General features: G+C 69.7%; 24 protein-coding genes. 8 read left to right on the forward strand and 16 right to left on the reverse strand.

Annotated features, from left to right (window positions below; translation table 11 throughout):
- Positions 1-39 precede the first annotated feature (39 nt).
- From AC2YHT_RS01815 to AC2YHT_RS01830, 4 genes are all read right to left on the reverse strand, one after another.
- On the reverse strand, positions 40-354 hold the full coding sequence (locus AC2YHT_RS01815; RefSeq protein WP_487287885.1) for a type II toxin-antitoxin system RelE/ParE family toxin: 315 nt from the start codon (positions 352-354) through the stop codon (positions 40-42).
- On the reverse strand, positions 294-470 hold the full coding sequence (locus AC2YHT_RS01820) for an antitoxin (RefSeq protein ID WP_487287886.1): 177 nt from the start codon (positions 468-470) through the stop codon (positions 294-296). The genes AC2YHT_RS01815 and AC2YHT_RS01820 overlap by 61 nt, the downstream gene beginning before the upstream one ends.
- 41 nt (positions 471-511) lie before the next feature.
- Positions 512-1,357: an S-formylglutathione hydrolase gene (fghA, locus tag AC2YHT_RS01825; protein WP_487287887.1), complete on the reverse strand. Its 846-nt coding sequence runs from the start codon at positions 1,355-1,357 to the stop codon at positions 512-514.
- 134 nt (positions 1,358-1,491) lie between these two features.
- Positions 1,492-2,601, reverse strand: coding sequence for an S-(hydroxymethyl)glutathione dehydrogenase/class III alcohol dehydrogenase (locus tag AC2YHT_RS01830; protein WP_198577627.1), 1,110 nt, complete (start codon positions 2,599-2,601; stop codon positions 1,492-1,494).
- A gap of 116 nt (positions 2,602-2,717) precedes the next feature.
- Here AC2YHT_RS01830 and AC2YHT_RS01835 point away from each other — a divergent pair, with 116 nt between their 5' ends.
- The gene (locus tag AC2YHT_RS01835; protein ID WP_487287940.1) at positions 2,718-3,599 is read left to right on the forward strand and encodes a LysR family transcriptional regulator; all 882 of its coding nucleotides are present in this window, start codon (positions 2,718-2,720) and stop codon (positions 3,597-3,599) included.
- Positions 3,600-3,711: 112 nt separating this feature from the next.
- On the opposite strand, the gene AC2YHT_RS01840 is transcribed toward AC2YHT_RS01835, so the two are convergent.
- The 3 genes from AC2YHT_RS01840 to AC2YHT_RS01850 form a co-directional block, all read right to left on the reverse strand.
- Positions 3,712-5,184: an OmpP1/FadL family transporter gene (locus tag AC2YHT_RS01840; RefSeq protein ID WP_487287888.1), complete on the reverse strand. Its 1,473-nt coding sequence runs from the start codon at positions 5,182-5,184 to the stop codon at positions 3,712-3,714.
- 161 nt (positions 5,185-5,345) lie between these two features.
- Positions 5,346-8,249: a hypothetical protein gene (locus tag AC2YHT_RS01845; protein WP_487287889.1), complete on the reverse strand. Its 2,904-nt coding sequence runs from the start codon at positions 8,247-8,249 to the stop codon at positions 5,346-5,348.
- Positions 8,250-8,413: 164 nt separating this feature from the next.
- Positions 8,414-9,217 carry an RNA methyltransferase gene (locus AC2YHT_RS01850; protein ID WP_487287890.1) on the reverse strand — a complete coding sequence of 268 codons (804 nt, stop codon included), beginning with the start codon at positions 9,215-9,217 and terminating at the stop codon, positions 8,414-8,416.
- Between the two features lie 97 nt (positions 9,218-9,314).
- On the opposite strand from AC2YHT_RS01850, the gene AC2YHT_RS01855 reads away from it, so the two are divergent.
- Together AC2YHT_RS01855 and AC2YHT_RS01860 are read left to right on the forward strand one after the other, a co-directional pair.
- Positions 9,315-10,346, forward strand: a complete 1,032-nt coding sequence (locus AC2YHT_RS01855) for a serine hydrolase (protein WP_487287891.1) — start codon at positions 9,315-9,317, stop codon at positions 10,344-10,346.
- 74 nt (positions 10,347-10,420) lie between these two features.
- Positions 10,421-10,825: a hypothetical protein gene (locus AC2YHT_RS01860; RefSeq protein WP_487287892.1), complete on the forward strand. Its 405-nt coding sequence runs from the start codon at positions 10,421-10,423 to the stop codon at positions 10,823-10,825.
- On the opposite strand, the gene AC2YHT_RS01865 is transcribed toward AC2YHT_RS01860, so the two are convergent.
- Entirely contained in the window at positions 10,809-13,319 is a 2,511-nt protein-coding gene (locus tag AC2YHT_RS01865; protein ID WP_487287893.1) for an ATP-binding protein, read from the reverse strand. The two genes, AC2YHT_RS01860 and AC2YHT_RS01865, sit on opposite strands and share 17 nt — an antisense overlap.
- A 229-nt stretch (positions 13,320-13,548) precedes the next feature.
- Between AC2YHT_RS01865 and AC2YHT_RS01870 the strand changes: the two genes are divergently transcribed.
- Together AC2YHT_RS01870 and AC2YHT_RS01875 are read left to right on the forward strand one after the other, a co-directional pair.
- A complete protein-coding gene (locus AC2YHT_RS01870) occupies positions 13,549-14,763 on the forward strand; it encodes an NADP-dependent isocitrate dehydrogenase (RefSeq protein ID WP_110121515.1) in 1,215 nt (404 codons plus the stop codon).
- Between the two features lie 175 nt (positions 14,764-14,938).
- Positions 14,939-15,748 carry a hypothetical protein gene (locus AC2YHT_RS01875; RefSeq protein ID WP_487287894.1) on the forward strand — a complete coding sequence of 270 codons (810 nt, stop codon included), beginning with the start codon at positions 14,939-14,941 and terminating at the stop codon, positions 15,746-15,748.
- Here the strand turns inward: AC2YHT_RS01875 and arsC are convergent.
- Genes arsC through AC2YHT_RS01895 form a run of 4 tightly spaced genes read right to left on the reverse strand, consistent with a single transcriptional unit; the run spans position 15,738 to position 17,722 of the window.
- The gene (gene arsC / locus AC2YHT_RS01880) at positions 15,738-16,145 is read right to left on the reverse strand and encodes an arsenate reductase (glutaredoxin) (protein WP_487287895.1); all 408 of its coding nucleotides are present in this window, start codon (positions 16,143-16,145) and stop codon (positions 15,738-15,740) included. The two genes, AC2YHT_RS01875 and arsC, sit on opposite strands and share 11 nt — an antisense overlap.
- Positions 16,142-16,816 carry an aquaporin gene (locus tag AC2YHT_RS01885; RefSeq protein ID WP_487287896.1) on the reverse strand — a complete coding sequence of 225 codons (675 nt, stop codon included), beginning with the start codon at positions 16,814-16,816 and terminating at the stop codon, positions 16,142-16,144. The genes arsC and AC2YHT_RS01885 overlap by 4 nt, the downstream gene beginning before the upstream one ends.
- A 4-nt stretch (positions 16,817-16,820) precedes the next feature.
- Complete coding sequence (locus AC2YHT_RS01890) at positions 16,821-17,354, reverse strand: arsenate reductase ArsC (RefSeq protein ID WP_487287897.1); 534 nt, start codon at positions 17,352-17,354, stop codon at positions 16,821-16,823.
- Positions 17,351-17,722 (reverse strand): ArsR/SmtB family transcription factor, encoded by a 372-nt coding sequence (locus tag AC2YHT_RS01895; RefSeq protein WP_487287898.1) that lies wholly within the window; start codon positions 17,720-17,722, stop codon positions 17,351-17,353. Before AC2YHT_RS01895 ends, AC2YHT_RS01890 begins: the two co-directional genes overlap by 4 nt.
- Positions 17,723-17,776: 54 nt before the next feature.
- On the opposite strand from AC2YHT_RS01895, the gene arsH reads away from it, so the two are divergent.
- The gene (arsH, locus tag AC2YHT_RS01900; protein ID WP_487287899.1) at positions 17,777-18,514 is read left to right on the forward strand and encodes an arsenical resistance protein ArsH; all 738 of its coding nucleotides are present in this window, start codon (positions 17,777-17,779) and stop codon (positions 18,512-18,514) included.
- On the opposite strand, the gene AC2YHT_RS01905 is transcribed toward arsH, so the two are convergent.
- From AC2YHT_RS01905 to AC2YHT_RS01915, 3 genes are all read right to left on the reverse strand, one after another.
- Positions 18,511-18,858, reverse strand: a complete 348-nt coding sequence (locus AC2YHT_RS01905) for a PilZ domain-containing protein (RefSeq protein ID WP_110121521.1) — start codon at positions 18,856-18,858, stop codon at positions 18,511-18,513. The genes arsH and AC2YHT_RS01905 overlap by 4 nt on opposite strands.
- A 10-nt stretch (positions 18,859-18,868) precedes the next feature.
- The gene (locus tag AC2YHT_RS01910) at positions 18,869-20,059 is read right to left on the reverse strand and encodes an FAD-dependent oxidoreductase (protein ID WP_487287900.1); all 1,191 of its coding nucleotides are present in this window, start codon (positions 20,057-20,059) and stop codon (positions 18,869-18,871) included.
- A gap of 285 nt (positions 20,060-20,344) precedes the next feature.
- Complete coding sequence (locus tag AC2YHT_RS01915; RefSeq protein ID WP_487287901.1) at positions 20,345-21,769, reverse strand: amino acid permease; 1,425 nt, start codon at positions 21,767-21,769, stop codon at positions 20,345-20,347.
- Between the two features lie 182 nt (positions 21,770-21,951).
- On the opposite strand from AC2YHT_RS01915, the gene AC2YHT_RS01920 reads away from it, so the two are divergent.
- Positions 21,952-22,524, forward strand: coding sequence for a DUF2939 domain-containing protein (locus AC2YHT_RS01920; RefSeq protein ID WP_487287902.1), 573 nt, complete (start codon positions 21,952-21,954; stop codon positions 22,522-22,524).
- Between the two features lie 191 nt (positions 22,525-22,715).
- Here AC2YHT_RS01920 and AC2YHT_RS01925 read toward each other — a convergent pair whose 3' ends face one another.
- The gene (locus tag AC2YHT_RS01925) at positions 22,716-23,828 is read right to left on the reverse strand and encodes a serine hydrolase domain-containing protein (protein WP_487287903.1); all 1,113 of its coding nucleotides are present in this window, start codon (positions 23,826-23,828) and stop codon (positions 22,716-22,718) included.
- Positions 23,829-24,061: 233 nt separating this feature from the next.
- Here AC2YHT_RS01925 and AC2YHT_RS01930 point away from each other — a divergent pair, with 233 nt between their 5' ends.
- Positions 24,062-24,997, forward strand: coding sequence for an AEC family transporter (locus tag AC2YHT_RS01930; protein WP_487287904.1), 936 nt, complete (start codon positions 24,062-24,064; stop codon positions 24,995-24,997).
- The last annotated feature ends 73 nt before the right edge of the window (positions 24,998-25,070 follow it).

Genomic DNA, 25,070 nt, shown 5'->3' on the forward strand with positions numbered 1-25,070 from the left:
AGCGTTCGGCGGCTGAACCCGGGATGAATTACCGAAAGTTCACAACCGGGCGGCGTGGCGGATGCGGATGATGGTCACGACATCGCCGCCGACGTGATAGCGGATCAGATACGGCGGCACGATCGTCAGTTCACGCAAGGTCGCCGTGGCTCGCCGTCCACGAAAGGCATGGTCGGCGAGGCTATCGCCCGCGTTCTTCAGGCGAATGGCCATGCGCTGAGCCGCGAGCGGGCTGAACTGACCTATATAGGATCGGATCGCCGACAGGTCGGCGAGCGCTCGCGAAGTCCAGACTACTTGCGCCAAGCCGCCGGAGCCGGCTGCTCGCCCGGCTTGCCCCAGGTGTCGAGCCAAGCCGCCACCTCTTCATGAGGCACCACTCGGCCGGCCGCCATGTCAGCCAGCCCTTCGGCGTCGGCCGCAGCCTCGGCTTCGTCATCCAGCTCGAAAATGGACGCTTCGATATCCATGACCGAAGTCTACCACAGGATAGCCAGCCTTCAACGAGGGCTCAAAGCCGCGCCGCGTGCCAGTCGATGTGGTCGCCGATGAACGTGGCGATGAAGAAGTAGCTGTGGTCGTAGCCTTCCTGGCGGCGGACCGTGACCTTCAGCCGGGCCTCGGCGCCGGCCTCTTCCAGCAGCTGCGGCTTCAGCTGGTTTTCCAGGAAGTTGTCGGCCAGGCCCTGGTCGACCAGGATCTCGTTGAAGCTTTCGCCGAAACCGTCCTCGATCAGGGCGCAGGCGTCGTGGGCGCGCCACGCGGCGCGGTCGGGGCCTAGATAGGCGCTCAACGCCTTGTCGCCCCACGGGCAGTTCAGCGGCGAGACGATCGGCGAGAAAGCGCTGACCGACTTGAAGAGCTGAGGGTTGCGCAGGGCGATGGTCAGGGCGCCGTGGCCGCCCATCGAGTGGCCGAAGATCCCCCGCCGGGCCGGATCCAGCGGGAAGGCGCCGTCGACGGCCTCCAGCAGGTCCCGGGTGACATAGGAATACATGTTGAAGTGCGGCGCCCACGGAGCCTGCGTGGCGTCGACATAGAAGCCCGCGCCCTGCCCCAGGTCATAGGCCGGATCGTCGGCGACGCCTTCCCCGCGCGGGCTGGTGTCGGGCGCGACGATGGCGATCCCGTGTTTCGCCGCCCAGGCATAGGCCCCGGCCTTGGTGGTGAAGTTGTCCTCGGTGCAGGTCAGGCCCGACAGCCAGACGAGATAGGGGAACGGCCCCTCCCCGCCCTTGCTGTCTTTGGCAGGAACCCAGACGCTGAACTTCATCGGCGTGCCGGTGCTGGCGCTGTCGTGCCGGCAGTAGCGCAGGGTCCCGCCCTGGGTGCGGTGGGTGGCGAGGATTTCGACCATCTTCAACTCCTCCCCTCCCCCTTGCGGGGAGGGGTTGGGGGTGGGGGTGTCGGCGCATGCGTTCGACGCAGAGCCGACACCCCCTATCCGACCGCTTCGCGGCCACCCTTCCCCGCAAGGGGGAAAGGATCAAATCAGAACGTCACCACGGTGCGGATGCTCTCGCCCGCGTGCATCAGGTCGAACGCCTCGTTGATGCGCTCCAGCGGCAGGACGTGGGTGATCATCGGGTCGATCTGGATCTTCCCGTCCATGTACCAGTCGACGATCTTGGGCGTGTCGGTGCGGCCGCGGGCGCCGCCGAAGGCCGTGCCCTTCCAGACCCGGCCGGTGACCAGCTGGAACGGACGGGTGGCGATTTCCTTGCCCGCCTCGGCCACGCCGATGATGATGCTCTCGCCCCAGCCGCGATGGCAGGCCTCCAGCGCCTGGCGCATGACCGTGGTGTTGCCGGTGGCGTCGAAGGTGTAGTCGGCGCCGCCGTCGGTCAGGGCCACCAAGTGGGCGACCAGATCGCCCGAGACGTCCTTCGGGTTCACGAAGTGGGTCATGCCGAACTTGCGGCCCCATTCCTCGCGGTCCGGGTTCAGATCGACGCCGACGATCATGTTGGCGCCCACCAGCTTCAGCCCCTGGATGACGTTGAGGCCGATCCCGCCCAGGCCGAAGACGATGGCGTTGGCGCCCGGCTCGACCTTGGCGGTGTTGGTCACCGCGCCGACGCCGGTCGTCACGCCGCAGCCGCAGTAGCAGGCGGTCTTGAACGGGGCGTCCTTGCGGATGCGGGCCACGGCGATCTCGGGCAGCACGGTGTAGTTCGAGAAGGTCGAGCAGCCCATGTAGTGATGGATGGTCTGGCCCTTGTAGGAGAAGCGGCTGGTGCCATCCGGCATCAGCCCCTTGCCCTGCGTGGCGCGGATCGCCGTGCAGAGGTTGGTCTTGCCGGAAAGGCAGCTTTTGCACTGGCGGCATTCAGGCGTGTACAGCGGGATCACGTGATCGCCGACCGCCAGGCTGGTGACGCCGGCGCCGACCTCGACCACCACGCCCGCGCCCTCGTGGCCCAGGATCGACGGGAACAGGCCCTCGGAGTCGAGGCCGTCCAGGGTGTAGGCGTCGGTGTGGCAGACGCCCGTGGCCTTGATCTCGATCAGGACTTCGCCGGCCTTGGGCCCTTCGAGGTCGACCTCGACGATCTCCAGCGGCTTCTTGGCTTCGAAAGCGACGGCGGCGCGGGTCTTCATCGTGGGGCTCCGATCGAACTTGAGCGCCTGTGGTACGCCGATGCGCGGGCTTCGATAATCCCAATTGATGCAAAACATTGTTGCCAATGAGGGACAATGAGCGCACCACCACCGCCATGGGCGCCTGGGACGGCATCGACGAATTCGTGGCCACGGCCGAGGCCGAGAGCTTCTCCCAGGCCGCGCGGCGGCTGGGCCTGTCCACATCGGGCGTCAGCCGCGAGGTGGCCCGGCTAGAGGAGCGTCTCCAGACCCGCCTGCTCTATCGCACCACCCGCCGCGTCAGCCTGACCGACGCCGGGCGGGCGTTCCTGGCCCGCTGCCGCCAGCTGGTCCACGACCGTGACGAGGCCCTGGCCGCCGTCGGCGAGGAAGACGGCGAGGTCAAGGGCCTGCTGCGCATGACCTGCTCGACGGCCTATGGCGAGCGCTACGTCGTCCCGGCGGTCAACGCCTTCGTCCTGGCCCATCCGCGCCTGTCGGTGCACATCGAGCTGGACGACGCGGTGCGCGACATCGTCAGCGAGGGCTTCGATCTGGCCATCCGCTTCGGCCGCCTGACCGACAGCCGCCTGATCGCCAAGCGCCTGGCCTCGCGCACCCGCCGCCTGTGCGCCGCCCCGGCCTATCTGGAGCAAGCCGGAACGCCGCGCACCATCGCCGAGCTGGAGGGCCATGCCTGCGTGCTGGGCGCGGTCGACGCCTGGCCGTTCCGCGACCCGGGTCCGGAAGGCGACCGCGAGATCGTCTTCAAGCCCCAGGGCCGCTGGCGCTGCAACAGCGGCCAGGCGGTGCTGGACGCCACCCTGCAAGGCCTGGGAATCTGTCAGCTGCCCAACTTCTATGTCGACGCCGCCGTCGCCGAGGGCCGGCTGGTCCCGCTGCTGGAGGACTGCCTGCCGGCCGACGAGGGCGTCTGGGCGGTCTATCCGCACCTGCGCCTGCTGCCGGCCAAGGTGCGGCTGCTGGTGGAGCATCTGGAGCGGGGGTTGGGGTGAAGACCCCCTCCGGCCCTCTGGGCCACCTCCCCCAGAGGGGGAGGATCTACGCCGCGGATGCTCCCCCTCTGGGGGAGCTGTCGCGGAGCGACTGAGGGGGTCCTCTCCGACCTCAGAACGCGATCCGCGCCCCGCCGCCGATCACGATGCCTTTGCCCTCCGAGCGCCCGCGCAGGGACAGTTCCATCGGGAAGGCGGTGCCGTCGTACAGCGTCTGGTCGGCGTGGATCACGCTGTCCTTCAGCTTGATGTACGAGGCGCCCAGGTCGAGGTTGATGTTGCGCTTGGGCGCGACCGTCGCGCCGAGGCTGTAGATCATCCGGTCGCCGTCGGGCACGCGGGCGTCGCGGTACTGGTCGTTGGTGGGGGTCGGGTCCTTCTGGACGCCGGCCCGCAAGGCCAGCCACTTCGTCGCCTGGTAGTCGACGCCGACGGCGACGTTGGTGGTGTCCTTGTAGAACTCGTTGACGACGATCTGCTTGGGCAGCAGGGCGCCCGGCAGCAGCTGGCCCGCGCCCTTCAGGTCGACGGTCACCGTGTCGAAGTCGCTCCAGCCGAAGCGCTGCACCTGGGCGTGGACGGCCAGCTTGCGCGTCGGCTTCGCCGTCACCCCGGCCGTGGCGATCCAGGGCGTGGAGAAGCTGGTGGTGGCCTCCTGCTGGCTGGTGACCAGCGAGAATGGCCCCTGGAAGCCATAGATCGCCACCGTGCCGTCCAGTTCATGCTTGTAGCCGGAGCGGTAGGAGCCGGCGACGACCAGGCGGTCGCCCGGATGCACCTGGAAGCCGGCGTTCCAGCCATAGCGGATGTCCTCGCCTTTGACCTCGATCTTGCCGTCCGGGAACGGCGCGGTCAGGTCGGGGCCCATCTGGCTGAAGGTGGCGTCGAAATAGTCGATGTTGCCGCCGCCACCGACGCTGAGCCAGTCAGTGACCCGGTAGGCCAGGGCCGTCTGCATGTTGATGTTCAGGAACCGCGACTTGATGGCGTTGTAGCGCACCCAGCTGTCGCCGTCGTAGGTGGTCACGGCGTTGAACGGAGCGTTGATCCCCACGCCCAGCGACAGGCGGCTGGTCAGCGGCATGGCGAAGGCGAAGTTGGGCACGATCGACTTGGGGATCGGGTTCTTGGCTGTCGAATTGCCGCCCACCGCCAGGGCCGGCTGCAGCGGGATGTTGGGCAGGCTTTCCAGGGTCGGGATCAGCACGCCGTTGGTCAGGCCCGGCAGCACGCCGCTGAGCAGGCCGGTGACCCCGTTCGGCAGGCCCGGGATCGACGTGCCCAGCACGGCGGGAATGTTCAGCGTCGGCCGTTGCAGGGTCGAGCCCTCGTCGGTCACCTCGCCGGTGACGAAGATGCCGGCCGCGCCGGTGTAGAGCTCCTTGTCCTCGATCCGGCCGATGGCGGCCGGGTTCCAGAACATCGCCGAGGCGCCGACATCCGTGGACTCGCCCGAATAGGCGCGGCCCATGCCCTTCACCGACTGCTCCTGGATGTAGAAGGCGCCCGCGAAGGCGTGTCCGGCGCTGACGACCGCGCACACGGCCGCGCTCACGGCGAGCCGTGTCTTCAGGTGCTTGCTCACGCTGTTTCCTCCCTGCGACTCCCGCATTTTCAGGAGCTCAGCCGGGCAACGCAGGTCACCGCCGAAGAGTTCCGGCGATTTACGTTACGTCATTACTCACGAAGACTGGACACATTTATGCCATCATCACGAAATGTGCACCTTCACCATTTCAGGAGAGATCAGAGCACCTTGCGCAAGCTGAAGCGTACGGTGCGGCCGACGGGGTCCATATAGTCTTCCTGATAGGCCTGCGGCGTCACGCCCTTGTCGTTGACCACCTGCTGCTTGGTGTCGAACAGGTTGTCGACGCCCAGCGAAACGCGCGAGCCCTTCAGCCAGCCGAAACGCTTGGTCCAGTCCTTGTTCCTGTCGAGGTCGACGAAGCCCTGCAGGCCCAGCGTCGGAAGGTCGGAGAAGTAGAGGTCGTCGCCTTTGGAGCCGCCGTCCACCCAGGTGGACGAGCGCCAGTTGCCCCGCAGGGTGGCGCCCATGCCATTACGCGCCAGGATAGCCTGCAGATAGACCTCGTGCTGCGGCGTGCCGCCCCGGCGGCCCAGCGAGGCGCCGTCCAGCAGGTTCAACGGCGCCATGCCCTCGCGGATCACCACCTCGTCCTTCAGCCGCCAGGTGTGGTTCATCGAGATCTGCAGCCGGGTCTGGCCGGGCGGGATGGCGCCGCCGCCCATGCGGGACATCATGCCGCCGCCGGTGACCTGCACCCCGCCACCCGGACGCGTACCGCCCGAAGGGCCGCCGGAGGTCGTCGTCCGCGACGGCGCGCCCATCGCGACCGCCCCGCCCACCGGCGCTGGGACGGTCGCCCCCGTGGTCGTTCCAGCCCCTTGGGCCGGCCTCGGCGCCGGACCGGGCGCGGCCGGAGGCGGCCCGCCCCAGCGCAAATTGTAGTTCACGCCCCAGCGCAGGATCTGGTTGTCGGCGTGGGCGAAGTTCACCGGCCGGCTGTCGACCGACAGCAGGCGCCCCAGCTTGGTCGGGTCGTCCGGATCGGGATCCTCGCGCACGAAGCGCAGGGGAAACGCCGCCTCGAGCTCCGGCGAGATCGACGGGAACGAGGCGATCTGGTCGTCGATGCGGCTGGCGGTGTAGTTGCCCCAGAAGAACAGGTCGCGCTTCTCGAACGGCTTGTAGAAGAAGTTCAGCTTCACGACCTGGCGGCTGTCGGGCTTCAGGTCGGGGTTGCCGCCCTCGATGCGGGTGACGGCCACCGTCTGGCCGGTCGCGAAGTCGTACATCGAGACGTTGGGCGTCAGCAGCATCGGGTCGTTGACCTGCTGGGGCGTCGGCTCGCCCTCCTCGGCGCTGTAGTTCAGGCCCAGGCTGACGCCCTTCATCGGTTGCCACGACACCCCGCCCCCGGCGGTGACCAGCCCGCCGATGTCGGAGAACTGCTCGTAGAGTCCGTTGCCGTTCAGCGACACCGAACCGATGAAGCCCAGCGGCCCCTCGCCGCGCTCGAGCAGCGGCAGGTCGAGGCTGGCATAGGCGGTGGCGCGGTCGCGGGTCAGGTCGCGCTGCGCGGCGACGCCCGAGCGGACGCTGTCGGCGTCGACCCGGCGGCTGTCGACCCCGGTCTTGAAGGTGGCGCGCAGACGGCCCGTCGGCAGCTGCGCCAGGGCGCCGGACGCCGTGAACTCGGCCTTGGCGTTGGTGGTGACGGAGTCGGCGGTGTCCTGCGCCTTGTAGTTCAGCAGCGACTTGGGAACCGGGCCGAACGGATCGACCGTAGGGTCGTTGGCCGCCACCGCCGCGGCATAGGCCGCCGTGTCCAGCCCCCGGCCGGTGCGCGTGGCGCTGTCGGTCAGGTCGAAATTGCCCGACAGGCTCCAGCGCCAACCGCCGAGCATGCCCAGGGCCGTCGTCGCCAACTCGACCTTGTCGGTGTCGACCTTGCGGCGCAAGGCGTCGCGCTCGTCGAGATAGCGATAAAGGGCCACGTCGTTTGCGAACGGCGAGAACGGGTTGTCGTCGTAGAGGTCCAGCTTGACGCCGGTCAGGCCCAGATAGCTGATCCGGCTGGTGCTCTCGAGATTGCCGCTGAACGACACCGTGGTCTTGCCGAAGTTGCGGCTGTAGGCGCCCTGGATCGATCCCTCCTCGCCGCGCGGCTGCAGGGTGCGTGAAGCGGTCAGATCGTCGGTCGCAAAACCGCCCGCGCCTGCGACGAAATCGGCCAGGCTGGGCGCGGCGCCCGCGAAGGCGCCCGGAACGGCGGCCTTGGTCACGGTCGAGCCGACCAGGGCCGACAGGGCCGGGTCGATCTCGGTCGGCGTCGCCAGCGGCGGGCCGACGATGTTGCCCTGCAGGTCGTAGGGCGAGGTGCTGGCGCGGACGATGTCGCGCTCCTGCTCGTAGAGCGGGGTCTCGCGGCGATAACGGACATTGACCGTCCAGCGGGCGTCGGCGTCGACCTTGAATTGGCCGCCCCGCTGCTCGGAGAAGGTCCGGCCGCCTTCGGTGGCGAAGCGACGTTCGTCCTCGATAGTGCGCTGGTGGAAGTTCTTCTTGAGGACGAAGTTCAGCACCTTCTGGTCGGCGCGGTAGCCGTAGGCCAGGGCCTTTTCCTCGGGATAGATCTCGGCCTTCTCGACCGCCTCGGGCGGGATGCCGTTCATCTCCTGCGGACCCGAGATGCGCTGGCCGTTGATGACGATGATCGGCGGCTCGTCGCCGCCGCGGCCGCGCGACGAGGCGGTCAGCGGCGCGAGGGCGGTCACCAGTTCGGACAGGCTGCCGGCGCCGTAGGCCTGGATGTCGGCCTCGTCGAGCACCTGTTCGGGCTCGATGGGGCCTTCGGTCTTGCCGCGCGGCGCGGCGTCGACCGTCACGCCGGCGACGCTGTCGATATCTTCGGTGGTCGTGCTGGCGGGCGAGGTCTCGACGGGCGTGATTTCAACGGGCGCGGTCGCCGAAGAGGTCGTCGAGGATTTCGTATCCGACGCCTTGGCGTCCGAAGCGGCGGCCTCGGCGCTCGCGGGCTCGGCGGACTTGGTCTCGCCCGGCTGGCCGCTTCCCACGGCCAAGGCGGCCGCCAGACCTTGCAGCAGCGTTCCGCCCAGCGCCATCGCCCCTACTCCCCACGCTCGCCCCGACGCTCAACCGTCGAGTGCCGCCCACAACCGAACCTTGGCCATGGATTTTGGCTGGATAGCGGCGTTTTCGCGGATGCGAAAATTAAAGCCCTGTAAGGTGGGAAACCGGTTTCTCTGGTCCCGGAACGTGGGAGTTTCTACTCCTCCTTCGCCGCTTTCTGGGCGGCCAGCTTGGCCAGCACCCGGCCGCGTCCCTTCGACAGGGCGGTGATCACGCCACGGAAGGTGCGGACCTCTTGGTCGGTCAGGCGCGCGCGGGCCAGCGGGACGCGCAGGTTGCGCACCATCGACGGCCTCTTCTCGGGCGGATGGTAGAAGCCGGCCTTGTCCAGCTCGCCTTCCAGATGCTCGTACAGGCCCTGCATCGCGGCCTGGTCCGCCGGCCCCTCGACGTTCAGCTCGAACCTCTTCCAGGGGCGGTCGTCGACCGTCATCTTCCATTCGTAGGCGTTGATCGAGACGGCCTGGGCCAGGTTCAGCGACCGGAAGCGCTCGTCGATCGGGATCGAGACGATGGCCCGGCACAGGGCGATGTCGTCGGTCTCCAGCCCCGCGCGCTCGCCGCCGAACAGCAGCCCGACCTTGCGGCCCTGCTCGACCTCGGTCGCCAGGTGGCCGGCGGACTCGCGCGGGGTGTAGACCGGCAGGCGCGTCTCGCGCGGACGGGCCGTGGTGGCGTAGACCAGATGCAGGTCGGCGATGGCCTCGGCCAGGCTGCCGAACACCTTGGCGTCATCCAGCGGCCAGCTGGCGCCCGAGGCGCTGGCCCAGGCCCGCTCCTGGGGCCAGCCGTCGCGCGGATTGACCAGCCGCAGCTCATAGAGGCCGAAATTGGCCATCACCCGCGCCACCGCGCCGATGTTCTCGGCCAGCTGCGGGGCGCTGAGGATCACGCACGGCGGCGTGCGGACGACGTCTTCGGGAGCAGTTTCGGTGGTCATGGGCGTCCCTTTGCCGCCGCAGCGCGCCTCCGCGCAAGTCCGAAGCGCGTTCTGGCGCGTTTAGCCCCCGCTCACGCTTGTTCCGACCGGAGGCTCCATGCACCGCCGCGCCCTGCTCGCCGCCCTCGCCGTTCCCGCCTTGCCGGCGGCGTTGACGGCCTGCCGCGGCCGCTCGCGGACGGGGCAGGACGACCTGGCCTTCGCCCCCGAGACCCTGAACCCCAAACTGGCGGCCCTGGCCGAGCGGGCCCGTCCCGGGATCCTCGGCGTCGCGGCCCAGGACCTGACCACCGCCCAGCGCATCGCCGTGGCCGGCGACCGCCCCTTTCCAATGGACGGGGTCTGGAAGGTGGCCCTGGGCGCGGACGTGCTGTCGGAGATCGAGGCCAAGGCCCTGTCGCCGTCCGAGACCCTGGCGATCGAGGATGTCGACCTGTCGCCGCCGCCCGGCGCCGTGGCCGACGCCTGGCCCGCCCATGGCCGCTATACCGTCGAGGACCTGCTCAAGCGCGCCGTGGCCCTGTCCGACAACACCGCCGCCGACGTGCTGCTGAAGCGGATCGGCGGCCCCGGCGCGGTCACCGCCTGGCTGGAGCTGAGGAAGGTCGAGGGCGTGCGTCTCGACCGCTACGCCCGCCAGTTGTTGCCCGAGCGATCGGGGACGGCCTCGTTCCGCGCCGACTGGAAGGGCCAGGCCTGGCGCAAGGCGGTGCTGGCGACGCCGGAGACAGAACGCCGGGCCGCCCGGCAGCGCTACCTCGCCGATCCGCGCGACACCGCCACGCCCCTGGGCGCGGTGCGCTTCCTCGAAGCCCTCAACCAGTTCGAACTGACCAGCCAGGACGGCCGGGGCCGCCTGCTGCGCCTGATGGAGGCCGCCGCCGGCGATCGCCTGCGCCCCGCCCTGCCCGCCGGCGCGCGCCTGGCGGCCGTCACTGCCTCCGCGCCCTACGACCTTGGTCTCTGCGCCGCCGACGCCACCCTGGCCATGGTGCAGCTGAAAGACGGCCGCCGCTTCGCCCTGGCCATCTTCCTCAAGGCCTCGCCGCTGGAAGACGAGGATCGAACCGCGCTGATCGTGGACGTCGCGCGGACGGTGCTGGCGGCGGCGCAGCAATCGGGCCGATAGCGGAAGGCAAGCACGACCTGACAGCGATCCGCGCCATCGGCTATGCTTGCACCTCACTCACGCGAGCGACCGCCATGTCACCAGCCGCCCCGCCCGACACGCCGCCATCCGCCCTCAAGGTGACGCCCGGCCCGGACGGGCTGGCCATGCTGGGGCCCGCGGTGCGGATCGACTGGCGCCGGCCGCCGGGCCATGACGCCACGGTCGATTGGCGGATATTCTGGCTGGATGCCGAGGTGGCGGCGGGAACCCTAACCCGCGCAAACCCCACGACCGACGTGTCGATGGTCGTGGCGACGCTCGCCGGCTCGATGAACCTCAGCTTCCTTCCGGACATGACGCTGTGGTGCGAACTGCGGGGCCCGAACCTGCCGCTGACGCGGAAGACCCTGCAGGTCTGGCCCGCCCCGGTCGAGCTCGCCGAAACGCCGGACGGTTGCGCCCCGGAAAGCCTGGCGCCCCCTACTCCGCCGCGCTGACCTTCGTCGTCAGGCGCGTGCGGGCGCCGGCCAGGGCCTGGACCAGCAGGCCCGGATTGAGCGGCTTGGCCACGTGCAGGTCGGCGCCGGCGGCGTGGGCGGCGGCGATGTGTTCGTCCATGGCGTTGGCGGTCAGCATGATCACCAGCATCCGCCGCGCGCCCTGGGCCGCCTCTCGGGCGCGGATGGCGCGGGTGGCGGTCAGGCCGTCCATCACCGGCATCTGCATGTCCATCAACACCGCGTCGAAGGGCTGCTCGTCCAGCGCCCGCAGCGCCGCCTCGCCGTCCTCGACCATGGTCAGGTCGACGCCGAACGGCTCCAGCACGATCTCGACCACCTTGCGGTTGCCCGGATGGTCCTCGGCCACCAGCACCCGCAGGCCCTCCAGCGAGATCGGCCCGTCGTCCTCGTCGTCCTCGTGGCCGAGGATCTCGGTCGAAGGCTGCAGCGGCAGGTCGACGATGAAGGTCGCACCCCGCCCGGTCACGGCCCGCGCGTCGATCGAGCCGCCCATCATCTCGGCCAGGGCCGCGCAGATCGACAGGCCCAGGCCCGTGCCACCGAACTGGCGGGTGATCGACTGGTCGGCCTGGACGAAGCGCTTGAACAGGCGCTCGCGCACGGCGTCGTCGAAGCCCACCCCGGTGTCGCTGACGCTGAAGCGGACCACGTCGCCGATCCGCTCGACCGACAGGTCCACCCCGCCGACGCTGGTGAACTTCACCGCATTGCCCAGCAGGTTCGACAGGATCTGGCTGATCCGCCCGGCGTCGCCCTCGTAGCGGCCGATCGCCTCGGGAGACACCGACCACGAGAAGGTCAGGTTCTTGGCCTCGGCCGAGGCGCGGTGCAGCTCGGCCATGCCCGCGACCAGGGTCTCCAGGTCGAAGGGCGCGAAGGTCATCTGGAACTGACCCGCCTCGATCTTGGAGACGTCGAGGATATCGCCCAGCACCTGCTCCAGCAGGCGCCCCGACGAAGCGACCAGGGCGGCCAGCTCGCGCCGGCGGGCAGGATTGCTCTCTTCGGCCAGGCGATCGCCGACGGCGATAACGCCGTTCAGCGGCGTGCGCAGCTCGTGGCTCATATTGGCCAGGAACACCGACTTGGCCTGGTTGGCCTTTTCCAGTTCGTGGGTGCGGTCGGCGACCCGGTCCTCGAGCGAGCGCAGCAGGTCGTCGTGCACTTCCCGCTGCTTGCGCAGCGCCCTGGCCAAGGCGCCGATCTCGTCGCCGCGGGCCTCGATGCGAGCAGCCGCAACGCCGTCGTCCTCGCGATGGGCCTCGGCCAGGCCCCGCAGCGGAGAAACCACCTCGCGCGCCATCAGGCGATAGAGCAGCAGCAACTGGGCGATCACCCCGACCACGCCGAACAGCAGCACCCACGAGGCCGTCTTCACCGCGTTCCAGACGATCTGGTCCGAGCGGAAGGTCATCAGGAAGTACCAGTCCGGCTCCTTCATCCGGCCGTAGGCCACCACCCGGTCGCCGCCCCGGTCGCGCAGGGCGCCGACGTCGCCGCCATGCTCGCGGATCTGGGCCACCAGGTCGGCCACCCGCTCGCTGGACTGCACCCGCGCCAGCTGGGCGGCGTCGACCACCCCGTCCTTGGCCAGGCCAGGCGCGGCGATCAGCTCGCCGTCGGACGAGACGATCAGGTTCTGGCCGCCCGGGAGGGCGTCGCCCACCGCCCGCAGCAGGAAGGAATCCAGCGACAGGCTGGTGCCCCAGGCTCCGACATGGCGTCCGTTGAGGTCGAAGGGCGTCATGCAGGCCGCGTTCAGCCCGCGCCCGCTGGGATTGGAGATCAGCTTGCGCAGCTTGGTGCACTTCATCACCCGCTGCGGATTGGCCTCCGGCCGGGTCAGCAGGGTCATCTCCTCCTTGGAGATGTCGAGCGTCGGCGGCGCGTCCTGCCGGTAATAGAGCAGCCGGTCCTTGCGCTTGGGGCCGAACATCACCAGCCGGGTGTCGGGCGTGAAGAAGTAGAAGTTGTCGTAGTGGCCGATCTCGGTCTCGCCGGCGTTGGCCACCACCTCCATGGCGCCCACCAGCAGGGCCTTGTCCGCGCGGGTCAGGTCGGCGGCGTGGGGCACGAAGCCGCCGATGCCGTAGACATAGTGGTTGCCCGTCCGGCCGCCGTCATAGAGGCGCGAAGCGGTGCGGCGGGTGCCGTCGCCGTGGTCGGGGAACAGCAGGTCGAACTGGCGGTCGATGTCGGGCTCGATCTCGCGCAGGCGGCGCAGCAGGGCCAGGCTGGAAGCGTCGTGCACCTTGACGAGGTCGGAAAACAGCCGGTCCTCGGTCTTCACCCGCTCGCCGACATATTCGGCCAGGTGGCGCATCTGGGTCTCGGCCGCGCTCTGCTGGACGAAGTAGAAGGTGACCGCCGTGACCAGCCCCGTGACCGCGATCGACACCAGGGCGGCGAAGGCCAGGAGCCGTCGCGCCAGGGGCGATTTCACGTCCGTATGGCGCCACAGGCTGCTCACGCATCTCCCCCAAACCGTCCCCCGCCAGGGACCTTCCGCACGATCTCAACCCATTAGGGCGCTGCGGGGGTGATGTCGCCTGCGGTGGAATGCCGCGCTCCCGCGCGAGGCGCCGCCACGCAGCCTTTCCCCAGCGGCCGCAACAGTCTATAGGGCTCGCCGTCCGCGCCACGTTCCGGCCCTGTGCGCCGAGCGTCAGAGCGCGCCACCGCGAGAGGAAGACCCCGCAATGGCCAAGATTAAAGTCGCCAATCCCGTCGTCGACATGGACGGCGACGAAATGACCCGGATCATCTGGAAGCTCATCAAGGATAAGCTGATCTTCCCGTATCTGGACCTGGAACTGGACTACTACGACCTGTCGGTCGAGAACCGCGACGCCACCGACGACCAGGTGACCATCGACGCGGCCAACGCGACGAAGAAGCACGGCGTGGCCGTGAAGTGCGCCACCATCACCCCCGACGAGCAACGCGTCGAGGAATTCAGCCTGAAGAAGATGTGGAAGTCGCCGAACGGCACCATCCGCAACATCCTGGGCGGCGTGATCTTCCGCGAGCCGATCATCTGCCAGAACGTGCCGCGCCTGGTGCCGGGCTGGACCCAGCCGATCATCGTCGGCCGTCACGCCTTCGGCGACCAGTACCGCGCGACCGACTTCAAGTTCCCGGGCAAGGGCACCCTGTCGATCAAGTTCGTCGGTGAAGACGGCGAGACCATCGAGCACGAAGTCTTCAAGGCTCCGGACGCCGGCGTCGCCATGGCGATGTACAACCTCGACGACTCGATCCGCGACTTCGCCCGCGCCTCGTTCGCCTACGGCCTGAACCGCGGCTACCCGGTCTACCTCTCCACGAAGAACACGATCCTCAAGGCCTATGACGGCCGCTTCAAGGACATCTTCCAGGAGATCTTCGACGCCGAATACGCCGACCAGTTCAAGGCCAAGGGCATCCACTACGAGCACCGCCTGATCGACGACATGGTCGCCTCGGCGCTGAAGTGGTCGGGCGGCTACGTCTGGGCCTGCAAGAACTACGACGGCGACGTGCAGTCGGACATCGTGGCTCAAGGCTTCGGCTCGCTGGGCCTGATGACCTCGGTCCTGATGACGCCGGACGGCAAGACGGTGGAAGCCGAAGCCGCCCACGGCACCGTCACCCGCCACTACCGCCAGCACCAGAAGGGCGAGTCGACCTCGACCAACTCGATCGCCTCGATCTTCGCCTGGACCCGCGGCCTGGCGCACCGCGCCAAGCTCGACGACAACCAGGAACTGGCCAAGTTCGCCGCCACCCTGGAAAAGGTCTGCATCGACACCGTCGAAAGCGGCTTCATGACCAAGGACCTGGCCCTGCTGGTCGGCGACAAGCAAGGCTGGCTGACCACCGAGGGCTTCCTCGACAAGATCGACGAGAACCTCCAGAAGGCCATGGCCGCCTAAGCGGTCCGACCTTTCGGAACAGAGAAGGCCCTCCCTCGCGGGAGGGCCTTTTTCTTTGGCGCGAAGGGATGTTAGCGCCTGCGTCCGCTTAGCGGCGCCGCTCGCCACGATCCTGACGCGGGGGAGTGTTCACCTGCACGGGCGTCGGCGTTCCGGCGCTCGCCACGGACGCGTGATGCCAAGACCGCTGATCGACCAACCCGCCCGCCGCCGCCCCTCGCGCGCGACGCAGCTGGCGGCCGGCCTGGTCAGCGTCGGCGCCCACGGCCTGGCCCTGCTGGCGGTGCTGATGGCGCAGCCGGAACCGCGTCCGCCCGAGCCCGAACCGATCGCGGTCGATCTCGTCCAGCCCCCTCCCCCGCCGCCGCCCGAGCCGGAGCCCAAGCCGCCGGCCCTGGAGCCGAAGCCCGAACCCACGCCCGCCCGGCCGACCTCGCCCGCCCCGCCCAAGCCGGACCCGAAGCCGCCGACCCGCACCGCCCGCCCGGCCGTGCGCCCGCCCGACGTCGAGCCCCTGGTCGCCACCCCCGCCGACACCACCATGATGGCCACCGAGCTGGGCGAGGCCGATCTCGCCGGCGCGACCACCGTGGGAACGGGATCCGGAAACGGCGCGGGCGACGGCGCCAGCTGCGACATGGTCCGGCGGCTTCAAGCAGCCCTGCGGCGCAATCCCCGCGTCCGCTCGGCCCTGGCGTCGGCGCATGGCGAGGCCGCAGCCTCGGGCAAGGCTGTGCTGGTCTGGCGCGGCAAGTGGCTGCAGAGCCCCGGCCAGGTCGGCAAGGGCCTGGCGGGCGTGCGCGAGGCGATCATCATGGAGGTCGGCTTTGCTCCGGCCGCCTGTCGCGCCGACCTGATGCGCGGCCTCGTCGTCGTCAGCCTGGCCGACGGCCCAGGCGCGCCGCGCCTGGCGCTGGGCGACGCCTCCTGGCGCTGGTCCGACCTGCTGTTCGCGCCGGGGACGCGGCGGCCGTCTAGAGGATGACGACCTCGCCGTCCTCCTTGGTGAAGCTGGCCGGACGGCGGTCCAGCAGGTCGAGCACCCGCTCGGACGGACGGCACAGGGCCACGCCCTTGGGCGTCACCACGATCGGCCGGTTCACCAGGATCGGATGCTCGACCATGGCGCCGAGGATGCGCTCGTCGGAGACCCCCTCGGCCAGAAGGCCCAGGTCCTGGGCAGGCGTGCCCTTCTCGCGGATCAGGTCGCGAAGCGGCAGACCGGCGCGGGCGGCGAGGTCGCGCAGTTGCTCGGCGGTCCAGCCGGCTTGCAGATACTCGACGACGACCGGGGCATAGCCGGCGGCCTCGACCATGGCCACGACGTTGCGCGACGTGCCGCAGGCGGGGTTGTGGAAGATGGTGATCGGGAAGTCGGTCACGACGCGGTCTCCGCTTTCAGCAGCCAGCCGAAGACGCCCGCCGCCAGCAGGGCGCCGGCGAGCTGGGCGAGGATGAAGGCCGGGGCGCAGGACGGCGCGATCCCGGCGAAGGTGTCCGACAGGCTCCGCGCGATCGTCACCGCCGGATTGGCGAACGAGGTCGAGGCCGTGAACCAGTAGGCGGCGGTGATGTAGAGGCCCACCGCCATGGGCGTGCTGTCGGGCCTGAAGCGCACGGTCCCCAGGATCGTCGCGACCAGGCCGAAGGTCGCCACCACCTCGGCGAAGGCCTGGGCGCCGCCCGCTCTCAGCTTGGTGGAAACCTGGACGACCGGCTCGCCGAACATGGCGTGGGCGATCCAGACGCCCAGCACCGCGCCGGCGACCTGCACGATCGGATAGGCCAGGGCCAAGCGCCAGGGCAGCTCGCGCCGCAGCGCCGCGACCAGGGTCACGGCCGGATTGAAGTGCGCGCCGGAGATCGGTCCGAACACCCCGATCAGCACCACCAGCGCAGCCCCCGTGGCCAGGGTGTTGCCCAGCAGGGCGATGGCGACGTTGCCGCCCGCCAGGCGCTCGCCCATGATCCCCGAACCGACCACCACCGCCAGCAGCAGGGCCGAGCCCAGAGCTTCCGCGACGAGGCGGCGCGCGACGCTGAAAGACTGCATCCGATCAGGCCGCCGTGTCGTCGGCGGTGGTAACCTTGCCGATCTCGTCCAGGCGACGCTGGAGCGACAGCCGGTCGAGCGAGTTCATCGGCAGGGCGCAGAACAGGGTGATGCGGTTGTTGAGCTGGCGGTAGGCGTCGGCGAAGGCCAGCGCGATCTCGGCTTCCGTACCGGTCGCGGCGGACGGATCAGGAATGCCCCAATGCGCGCTCATCGGCTGACCCGGCCAGATCGGACAGACCTCGCCGGCGGCGTTGTCGCAGACGGTGAACACGAAATCGAGTTCGGGCGCGTCAGCGTTGTTCAGCACCGCGAACTCCTCCCAGCTCTTCGAGCGCAGGACGTCGGTCTTGTAGTTCAGGTGCTTCAGCAGATTGATGGCGTGAGGATTGACCGTTCCGCTGGGCATTGAGCCCGCAGACCAGGCCTTGAAGCGGCCTGCGCCGACCCGGTTCATGATCATCTCGGCCATGACTGACCGGGCCGAGTTGTGGGTGCAGAGGAACAGGACGTTCAGCGGACGATGTTCGGTGCTCATGCGGGCTCCCTTTCCGTCAGGCAGGTTCCGTCGCAGGCCTCGGCCTTGGCGACGATCGCGCCCAGTGGGGCGCAGATCTGGGGCGAGCCGTTGCAGCAGTCTTCCATCAGGAAGCCCAGCAGGCCGCTCATCGCGCCGTAGTCGGCCGAATAGATGATCGACCGCCCCTCGCGCCGCGAGGTGACCAGCGCCGCATGCGACAGGACGTTGAGGTTGGCCGACAGGCTGTTGGGCAGGACGTCCAGCGTCCGGGCGATGTCGCCCGCCGCGATTCCCACGGGGCCGGCCTTCACCAGCAGGCGGAAGATCGCCAGGCGCCCTTCATGGCCGAGGGCGGAGAGCATGTTGACAGCGGACTTCGATTCCATATTTCCAATATGATGGAATTATCAGACAGTTCAATGACGCTCTTGGAGTCGCCCGTGACCGAGTTCCCCGCCCTCGACCGCCAGTTCCTCGTCCCGGTGGATCAAGCCCGGCTCGCCGTGGCGGCGCCCGCGACGCATCCGCCCCGCATCCTGCTGCTCTACGGATCGCTGCGGGAGCGCTCGTTCAGCCGGCTGCTGGTCGAGGAGGCGGCGCGGATCCTCCAGGCGCTGGGCTGCGAGACCCGGATCTTCGACCCGCGCGAGCTGCCCCTGCCCGACGCCGCCGGCCCCGACCATCCCAAGGTCCAGGAACTGCGGGCGCTGTCGCAGTGGTCGGAAGGACAGGTCTGGTGCAGCCCCGAGCGCCACGGCGCGATCACCGGGGTCATCAAGTCGCAGATCGACTGGATCCCGCTGGAGATCGGTAGCGTCCGCCCCACCCAGGGCAAGACCCTGGCGGTGATGCAGGTCAGCGGCGGCTCGCAGTCGTTCAACGCGGTCAACACCCTGCGCCTGCTGGGCCGCTGGATGCGGATGATCACCATCCCCAACCAGTCGTCGGTGGCCATGGCCTACAAGGAGTTCGACGAGAACGACCGCATGAAGCCGTCCAGCTACTACGAGCGGGTGGTCGACGTGATGGAGGAACTGGTGAAGTTCACCCTGCTGACCCGCGACCGGGCCGACTATCTCGTCGACCGCTACAGCGAGCGGAAGGCCGACGGGCGCATCTCCGAGCATGTCGCCCTGGGCGCCGAAGCCATGCGCCACGAGGCCGTGGCGGCCGACTAGCCGTCGGTGGGCCAGGGACCGATCATGTCGACCACGCGGCCGGCCCCTTCGGCCCCGCCGAGGGCCTCGGTGAAGGCGCGGCTCTCGATGAACTGCAGGCCCATCTGGCCGTCGCCCTGCCAGACCATGCGGGTCAGGTGGACGAGCCGCCGGGCCGGGTCGACCAGATGCAGCGGGCCGGCCTGCGGCGACAGCTCCGGCCCGGCGATGCGGGCGCCGCCCTTGGCGATGTCGATCAGGCGACAGCGCAGCGGCTCGCCGCCCACCACGAGGTAGGCCTTGCGCGAGGCGGGGTAGCGTCGGTAGGCGCGCTTTTCCATTCCCTGGACTTCAATCTGGCTCATCGCGGCGATTCTACACCCGACTTGGTGAATACAGCTTTGCGATTGTACGAACCGCGTCTTCGGCCTCGGCGCGGTCCGGCGTCTCGTCGGCGACGCCGTAGCCGAACATCTCGCTCTCGCCCACCTGCTGCACGACGATCCCGTCCGGGCGCGGCAGCACCGAGACGTGACGGTAGTAGAGGCCGTAGCGGACCTCGGGCTGCGGCGCCAGCCAGGCGATCTGGCCGCGCACCGGCGTGACGCTCTCGTCCTTCCACAGCGCCCGCGCGCCATAGCCCGTGCAGTTGACGACCACCGCCTCCTTCAGGCGGGCCAGATCGGCCGGCGTGTCGAAGGTCATGGTCTCGATGCGCCCGCCTTCCAACAGGAAATCGGTGGTCAGCTGGTGGGCCAGGTCGGCGACGTTGAACTGCATCTGCACGCCCCGCCGCGCGCGGGCGACCGGGAACGGGTGCGCGCCCGGCGGCAGGTCGCGCATGCTGGGCACCAGGCCCGCCAGCCGCTCGTTGTAGGCGGCGAAACGCACCGGCGGCGCCAGGTTGACGGGGCCGGGACCGCGCGGCGGCGGCAAGGCGTCGAACAGGGTGTAGCGGTCGCTCCACGCCACCGGCTCGCCGGGCAGGCCCAGCAGGGTCTGGTAGGCGGCGTAGGAGGTGCGGGCCATCCGCTCCCACAGCGCCGGGAAGTCGGCGGCGACCTTGTCGGCGTCGGCGATGCGGCTGTCGGGCGACCAGGTGCCGGTGGCCCGGGCCGAGCGGGTGTAGGGCGCGCGCTCCTTGGCGTAGATCGTCACCTTCGCCCCGGCTCGCTGCAGGGTGAGCGCCGTGGTCAGGCCGATGGCGCCGCAGCCGATGACGGCGACCTCGCGCGTCCCGCCCTCCAGCGCCTTGCCAGCCGCGATCTCGGCCGAGCCCCACGACAGCGACCAGCCGCTGCCGCCGTGGCCGTAGTTGTGCACCACGCGCTTTCCGGCGACGGTCTCGACGTCGAGACGCGGCCCCATGGCGCGGAACGGACGCAGGCAGACGGTGATCTTGGTGATCCGGTCGACCTCCATCCGCAGCGGGGCCAGCGGCGTGGCGAGAAAGCCGGACGCGACAAGACCTGGGCCGGGCGCGACCCGCCCGGTCGAGGCGCAGGCCGACAGTCCCATCGTCCCCAGTCCCGCCAGCACCGCCCGCCGACTGTTCGTCGCGATCATTGCCCCGCCCCATCGCCAACCTGAGCGCGAGCCTAGAGGCGCGGGGAAAGCCAGGGCAAGGCGCGAGGGCGGATGGTCCCCAGGAAGATGGCTCAGCGCCGAAACTTCACGCGACGGCGTCCCGAAACGATCCTGAACTCCTTTTCTCCCGTCATTCCCGCCCTTGTGGCGGGAAACCCTGGTTCCGCTCGCGAGGGCAGCGCAAGCGGCGTGCTGAGCACGCCGCCCCATCCGCACCTGCGGCTGACAGAGGGGTTCCCGCCACAAGGGCGGGAATGACGGGAGTTAAGATGCAGCCGCCAGCTTCGAGTGCTTGCGCGAGTAGCCGAAGTACATGACGCAGGCCGCCGCCGCCCACAGGCCGAACAGCAGGTAAGTGTCCCACGGCAGGCCGATGATCAGGTAGAGGCAGAAGGCCACGCTCAGCACCGGCAGCACCGGATAGAGCGGCACCTTGTAGCCGCGCGGCAGGTCGGGCCGGGTGCGGCGCAGGATGATCACCCCGGCCGAAACGATGGCGAAGGCGATCAGCGTGCCCATGCTGGTCAGGTTGACCAGCACGTCCAGCGGCACGAAGGCGGCCAGGAAGGCGATGAAGGCCGCCACGATCACCGTGTTCCAGACCGGCGTGCGGGTGCGCGGGTCGGTCTTCTGGAAGAGGCGCGGCAAGAGGCCGTCACGGCTCATGGCGAACAGGATGCGGGTCTGGCCGTACATGACGACCAGGGTCACGCTGAAGATCGAGATGATCGCGCCCAGGCACAGGATCAGCGAGGTCCAGCCCGCGCCGGTCAGGTTGCGCAGGATCACCGCCAGCCCCGCCTCCTGGCCGGCGAAGGCCGTCCAGGGCTGGGCGCCGACGGCGGCCACGGCCACCAGCACATAGACGGCGGTGACGATCAGCAGGCTCAGCACCACGCCCAGCGGCAGGTTGCGGCGCGGGTTCTCGACCTCGTCGCCGGCGGTCGAGACCGCGTCGATGCCGATGTAGGAGAAGAAGATCGACGAGGCCGCCGCCCCGATCCCGGCCACGCCCATCGGCGCGAACGGCGTCAGGTTTTCCGACCGGAAGCCGGTGAAGGCGATCACGACGAAGAACAGCAGCACCAGCAGCTTGGCCACCACCAGCACGGCGTTGACCGTGGTCGATTCCTTGGCCCCGCGCAGCAGCAGCACCATGCACGAGCCCACCAGCACCACCGCCGGCAGGTTGAACACCCCGCCCGCTCCGGGCGGCGCGGCCAGGGCCTCGGGCAGGCGCCACTGAAAGAGGTCGAAGAACAGCTCGTTCAGGTACTGGCCCCAGCCCACGGCGATGGCCGAGGCCGAGACGGCGTATTCCAGCAGCAGGCACGCCCCGACCAGGAAGGCGACGAACTCGCCCAGCGTGGCGTAGGCGTAGGAGTAGGACGACCCCGAGACCGGGATGGTCGAGCCGAGCTCGGCGTAGCACAGGGCCGTCAGGGCCGCGGTGACGCCGGCGATGACGAACGAGACGATGACCGCCGGCCCCGCCAGCGGCACGGCCGTGGTCAGGGCCACGAAGATGCCGGTGCCGATCGTGGCCCCGACGCCCAGCATGGTCAGCTGGAACAGGCCGATCGAGCGGTGCAGTTCGCCGGACAGGTCGTTGGGATTGTCGTCCCCCTCGGCCGCGATCGCGCCTACGGGCTTGCAGCGGAAAAGATCGGCGAGACGCAGGCCGGCCATGGGCGCTCCGGAAATTCCTCAGGGGCGGCGGGCGCTTAAGCCAGACCGCGAGCGGCGACCCCATAGAGCGCCCAGGCCCGTCAGGAAAGCGGATTCCATCAATGGAACTCCCGGCGCGCGAACGCCCTTGCAGGAAGGGCATGAATGCCCATTCTAGGCGGCGTTAACCGTGCGGGGGCGCAATGACTTTGCAGAAGCGGATCTGGGACCTCATCGTCCTGGCGATCTTCGTGTTCGCCGCCGCCTACGCCACGGCGCCCTGGTTCGCGTTCCGCGCCCTGAAGGCGGCCGCCCAGTACGAGGACGTGCAGGCGATCGGCGAGCTGGTCGACTTTCCCTCGGTGCGCCGCAGCCTGACCGGCCAGTTGGACGAGCAGGCTCCGGCCGCCAAGCCCGAGGCCCCGTCGATCTGGAGCAACCCGCTGGGCGTCTTCAAGCGCGCCATCGAGCCGATCGCCCCGCCCGAGCCCAAGGTCGACCGCTATCTCACCGTCCCGGGCCTGCAGGCCCTGACCCGCGGCTACGCCCCCGGCGCGGCCCCGCTGTCGCCGCCGCGTCCAGAAACGGTGCTGGCCCGCATGCAAGCCGTCGTGCGCGGCCCCTACCCGACCATCGCCTACTGGGACCCCAACCGCGTCCGCATCGCCGTGCGCCGGCCAGGCGCCAAGGACAAGGCGACGATCTTCACCTTCCAGCGCCGGGCGCTGTTCGAGTGGAAGCTGGTCCACATCCGCCTGCCCGGCGACGAGCGGTAGGCGGAACCAACCTCCATCTGCTTGCGACCCCAAATCCGTCCTTCCCCGCGAAGGCGGGGATCCAAGCAGACGTTCAAGAGGCGGCCCGGCCGTGGGTCACCTGCGGACTCGGCTTGGGTCCCCGCCTTCGCGGGGATGCTCGGTGAAAAATCGGCTGTAGTTCCTGAATATCGATCCGACCTAGGCGCCCCTCAGGCCACGTAGGCCTTCTGGAACTGCTGGGCGAGCTTGATGGCCGCGCCCTTCGACGCCTCCGGTCCGGCGTTGGTCGCGGCGATGATCGCCGCGCCGCGGCCGGGCGCGATCAGCACCACTTCGTGCCACAGGGTGTTGGAGCCCTCGTGGGCCAGGATCGGGCCGCGGCTCCAGGGCTTTTCCGGCACGATCCCCCAGCCCAGCGCATAGGTCGCGCCCGGCGCCGGCGTCGTCAGGCGACGGATGCTTTCGGCCGACAGGATCGCGTTGTCCTTCAGGAACAGCCGGGCGAAGCGGGCGTGGTCCTGGATCGTCATGTGCACCGTGCCGGCAGGACCGAGCGCCGGCGGATTGTCGGCCGGACCCGCCGGGTCGACCGGCGTCAGCCCGCCGCCCGGCGCGGACACGTGCCCCCAGGGGACGTCGCCCTTCGGCGCGCCGAAACCGGCGCTTTCGATCCCCAGCGGCTGGAACAGGCGCGTGCGGATCGCCTCCTCCCAGGCGACGCCGGTGATCGCCTCGATCGCCGCGCCCGCCAGCACGTAGTTGAAGTTGGCGTATTCGAACGTCCCCGGCTTGCCGGTCGGCGGCGCGGACAGCACCTGCACCGCGACCTCGGCCCGCTGGACGGGCAGCGGCCGCTTGTCGAGGTTGGCGCGGACCAGCCATGCGCCGGCCATCACCGGTCCGTCGCGAAGGCCCGCGCTGTGGCTCATCAGCTGCTCGATCGTGGTCTCGCGCCAGGCCGGGTCGAGCTTCACGCTAGGAAACAGCGCGCCCAGGGGCGCGCCCCATTTCGCCTGGCCGGCCTCGACCAGCCGGGCGTAGAGCGCCGCCGTCATCGCCTTGGTGTTGGAGCCGATGTGCCAGGGGTCGCGCGCCTCGACCGGGTCGGGCGCCCCGATCCGGCGCACCCCGCCGACGGCGGCCAGGACCGTCCGCTCGGCGCCGGAGACCAGGCCCGCAACGGCCGGCGCGCCGGTCTCCGCCAGCACCGCCGCCGGATCGACGGGACCAGCCGGCAGGTCCGAAACCTGGCGCGCCACCGCCAGGGACGGCGACGCCCCCGCCACGGCGGCCAGGGCGAGCAGTCGGCGGCGGTCGAGCATCGGTTCGCGTCCTTGCGAGGAGGAGACCCGTTGAAACTCAACCAAAAGGCGGTGGCAAATGAAGGATCGGTAAGCCGTCCGGACCTAGCTCTATCTTCCCTCCTCATTGAAGCGGGTACGGTCGCAGCGACGCTTTTTGACCCCGGCGCGGGACGGGTGGTATCAGCGACCCCGCGTTTTCCGCCGAGGCCCTCGCGCATGACCCTGTTCCCGCCCGCCAAGGCGCATCCGGCGTGATCGCCCTGACGCTGGAGGTCCTGGCGCGGGCCCTGCCGTTCTTCATGCTGGTCGGGGCCGGCGTGGTGCTGGCGCGGCTGCGGCTGTTCGACGGCCGCATGGCCCAGGGCCTTTCCGCCTACGTCTACTGGATCGGCTTCCCGGCCCTGCTGGTGCATTCCCTGTCGCGCATGGGCCGTCCGGGCCACGACCTGACCCTGGGTCTCGCCGCCTACGCCGGCTGCCTGGCGGCGATCATGGGCCTGCTGGTGCTGGCGGGCCTGACCTTGCGCTGGACCCGCGAGGAGCGGGCCGGCACGGCCATGGCCGCCGGCGTCGGCAACAGCGCGTTCCTGGGCCTGCCGGTGGCGGCGGCCGTGTTCGGCCCCGAGATCGCCCGCCTGGGCGCGGGCCTCGTGGCCGTGGACTTCGTGCTGGCCACCGCTCTTGGGGTCGCCTTGCTCGGCTGGGCCGGCGGGCGCTCGGTCTGGCGCTCGACCATGCAGGCGTTCCGCAACCCGATCGTCGCCGCCGCCCTGTTCGGCGCGGCCCTGGCCCTGATCGGCCTGCAACTGCCCGGCGTGCTCGACCGCGCGGTCGGCGCGGCCGCCGTCTCGGGCAGCCCCGTCGCCCTGGTGGCGCTCGGCGTGGTGCTGGGCCTGCCGGTCGAGGCCGACGTTCCCGCCCCGCGCTGGAGCCCGGTAATCGCCGCCGCCCTCGCCAAGCTGCTGGTCCTGCCGCTGCTGGTCTGGACCGTGGTCGGCCTGACCCCGGCTCCGGCCGCCTTCCGCCTGGCCGCCACCCTGCTGGCGGCGACCCCGACGGCGGTGAACGTCTTCATCCAGACCCGCGCCTACAACGTCTTCGCCCGCGGCGGCGCGAGGGTCGTGGCCCTGACCACGGTGGTCGCCTGCGTGACCCTGTCGGCCGTGGCGGTGTGGTTGAAGAGCTAGGGCCGCACACAACCAAGAGAAACACCCCCGCAATTACACGACTCTTGATTGACTAAAAAACAACCTTGAGTAA

The sequence above is a fragment of the Caulobacter sp. SRI_008 genome (genome assembly GCF_057586355.1).

What these genes read in the sequence shown, in the direction of transcription:
- AC2YHT_RS01820 (WP_487287886.1), bottom strand. Translation starts at nt 470, where the DNA reads ATGGATATCGAAGCGTCCATTTTCGAGCTGGATGACGAAGCCGAGGCT.
- fghA (WP_487287887.1), bottom strand. Translation starts at nt 1,357, where the DNA reads ATGGTCGAAATCCTCGCCACCCACCGCACCCAGGGCGGGACCCTGCGC.
- AC2YHT_RS01830 (WP_198577627.1), bottom strand. Translation starts at nt 2,601, where the DNA reads ATGAAGACCCGCGCCGCCGTCGCTTTCGAAGCCAAGAAGCCGCTGGAG.
- AC2YHT_RS01835 (WP_487287940.1), top strand. Translation starts at nt 2,718, where the DNA reads ATGGGCGCCTGGGACGGCATCGACGAATTCGTGGCCACGGCCGAGGCC.
- AC2YHT_RS01845 (WP_487287889.1), bottom strand. Translation starts at nt 8,249, where the DNA reads ATGGCGCTGGGCGGAACGCTGCTGCAAGGTCTGGCGGCCGCCTTGGCC.
- AC2YHT_RS01850 (WP_487287890.1), bottom strand. Translation starts at nt 9,217, where the DNA reads ATGACCACCGAAACTGCTCCCGAAGACGTCGTCCGCACGCCGCCGTGC.
- AC2YHT_RS01855 (WP_487287891.1), top strand. Translation starts at nt 9,315, where the DNA reads ATGCACCGCCGCGCCCTGCTCGCCGCCCTCGCCGTTCCCGCCTTGCCG.
- AC2YHT_RS01860 (WP_487287892.1), top strand. Translation starts at nt 10,421, where the DNA reads ATGTCACCAGCCGCCCCGCCCGACACGCCGCCATCCGCCCTCAAGGTG.
- AC2YHT_RS01870 (WP_110121515.1), top strand. Translation starts at nt 13,549, where the DNA reads ATGGCCAAGATTAAAGTCGCCAATCCCGTCGTCGACATGGACGGCGAC.
- AC2YHT_RS01875 (WP_487287894.1), top strand. Translation starts at nt 14,939, where the DNA reads ATGCCAAGACCGCTGATCGACCAACCCGCCCGCCGCCGCCCCTCGCGC.
- AC2YHT_RS01885 (WP_487287896.1), bottom strand. Translation starts at nt 16,816, where the DNA reads ATGCAGTCTTTCAGCGTCGCGCGCCGCCTCGTCGCGGAAGCTCTGGGC.
- AC2YHT_RS01890 (WP_487287897.1), bottom strand. Translation starts at nt 17,354, where the DNA reads ATGAGCACCGAACATCGTCCGCTGAACGTCCTGTTCCTCTGCACCCAC.
- AC2YHT_RS01895 (WP_487287898.1), bottom strand. Translation starts at nt 17,722, where the DNA reads ATGGAATCGAAGTCCGCTGTCAACATGCTCTCCGCCCTCGGCCATGAA.
- AC2YHT_RS01905 (WP_110121521.1), bottom strand. Translation starts at nt 18,858, where the DNA reads ATGAGCCAGATTGAAGTCCAGGGAATGGAAAAGCGCGCCTACCGACGC.
- AC2YHT_RS01910 (WP_487287900.1), bottom strand. Translation starts at nt 20,059, where the DNA reads ATGATCGCGACGAACAGTCGGCGGGCGGTGCTGGCGGGACTGGGGACG.
- AC2YHT_RS01915 (WP_487287901.1), bottom strand. Translation starts at nt 21,769, where the DNA reads ATGGCCGGCCTGCGTCTCGCCGATCTTTTCCGCTGCAAGCCCGTAGGC.
- AC2YHT_RS01920 (WP_487287902.1), top strand. Translation starts at nt 21,952, where the DNA reads ATGACTTTGCAGAAGCGGATCTGGGACCTCATCGTCCTGGCGATCTTC.
- AC2YHT_RS01925 (WP_487287903.1), bottom strand. Translation starts at nt 23,828, where the DNA reads ATGCTCGACCGCCGCCGACTGCTCGCCCTGGCCGCCGTGGCGGGGGCG.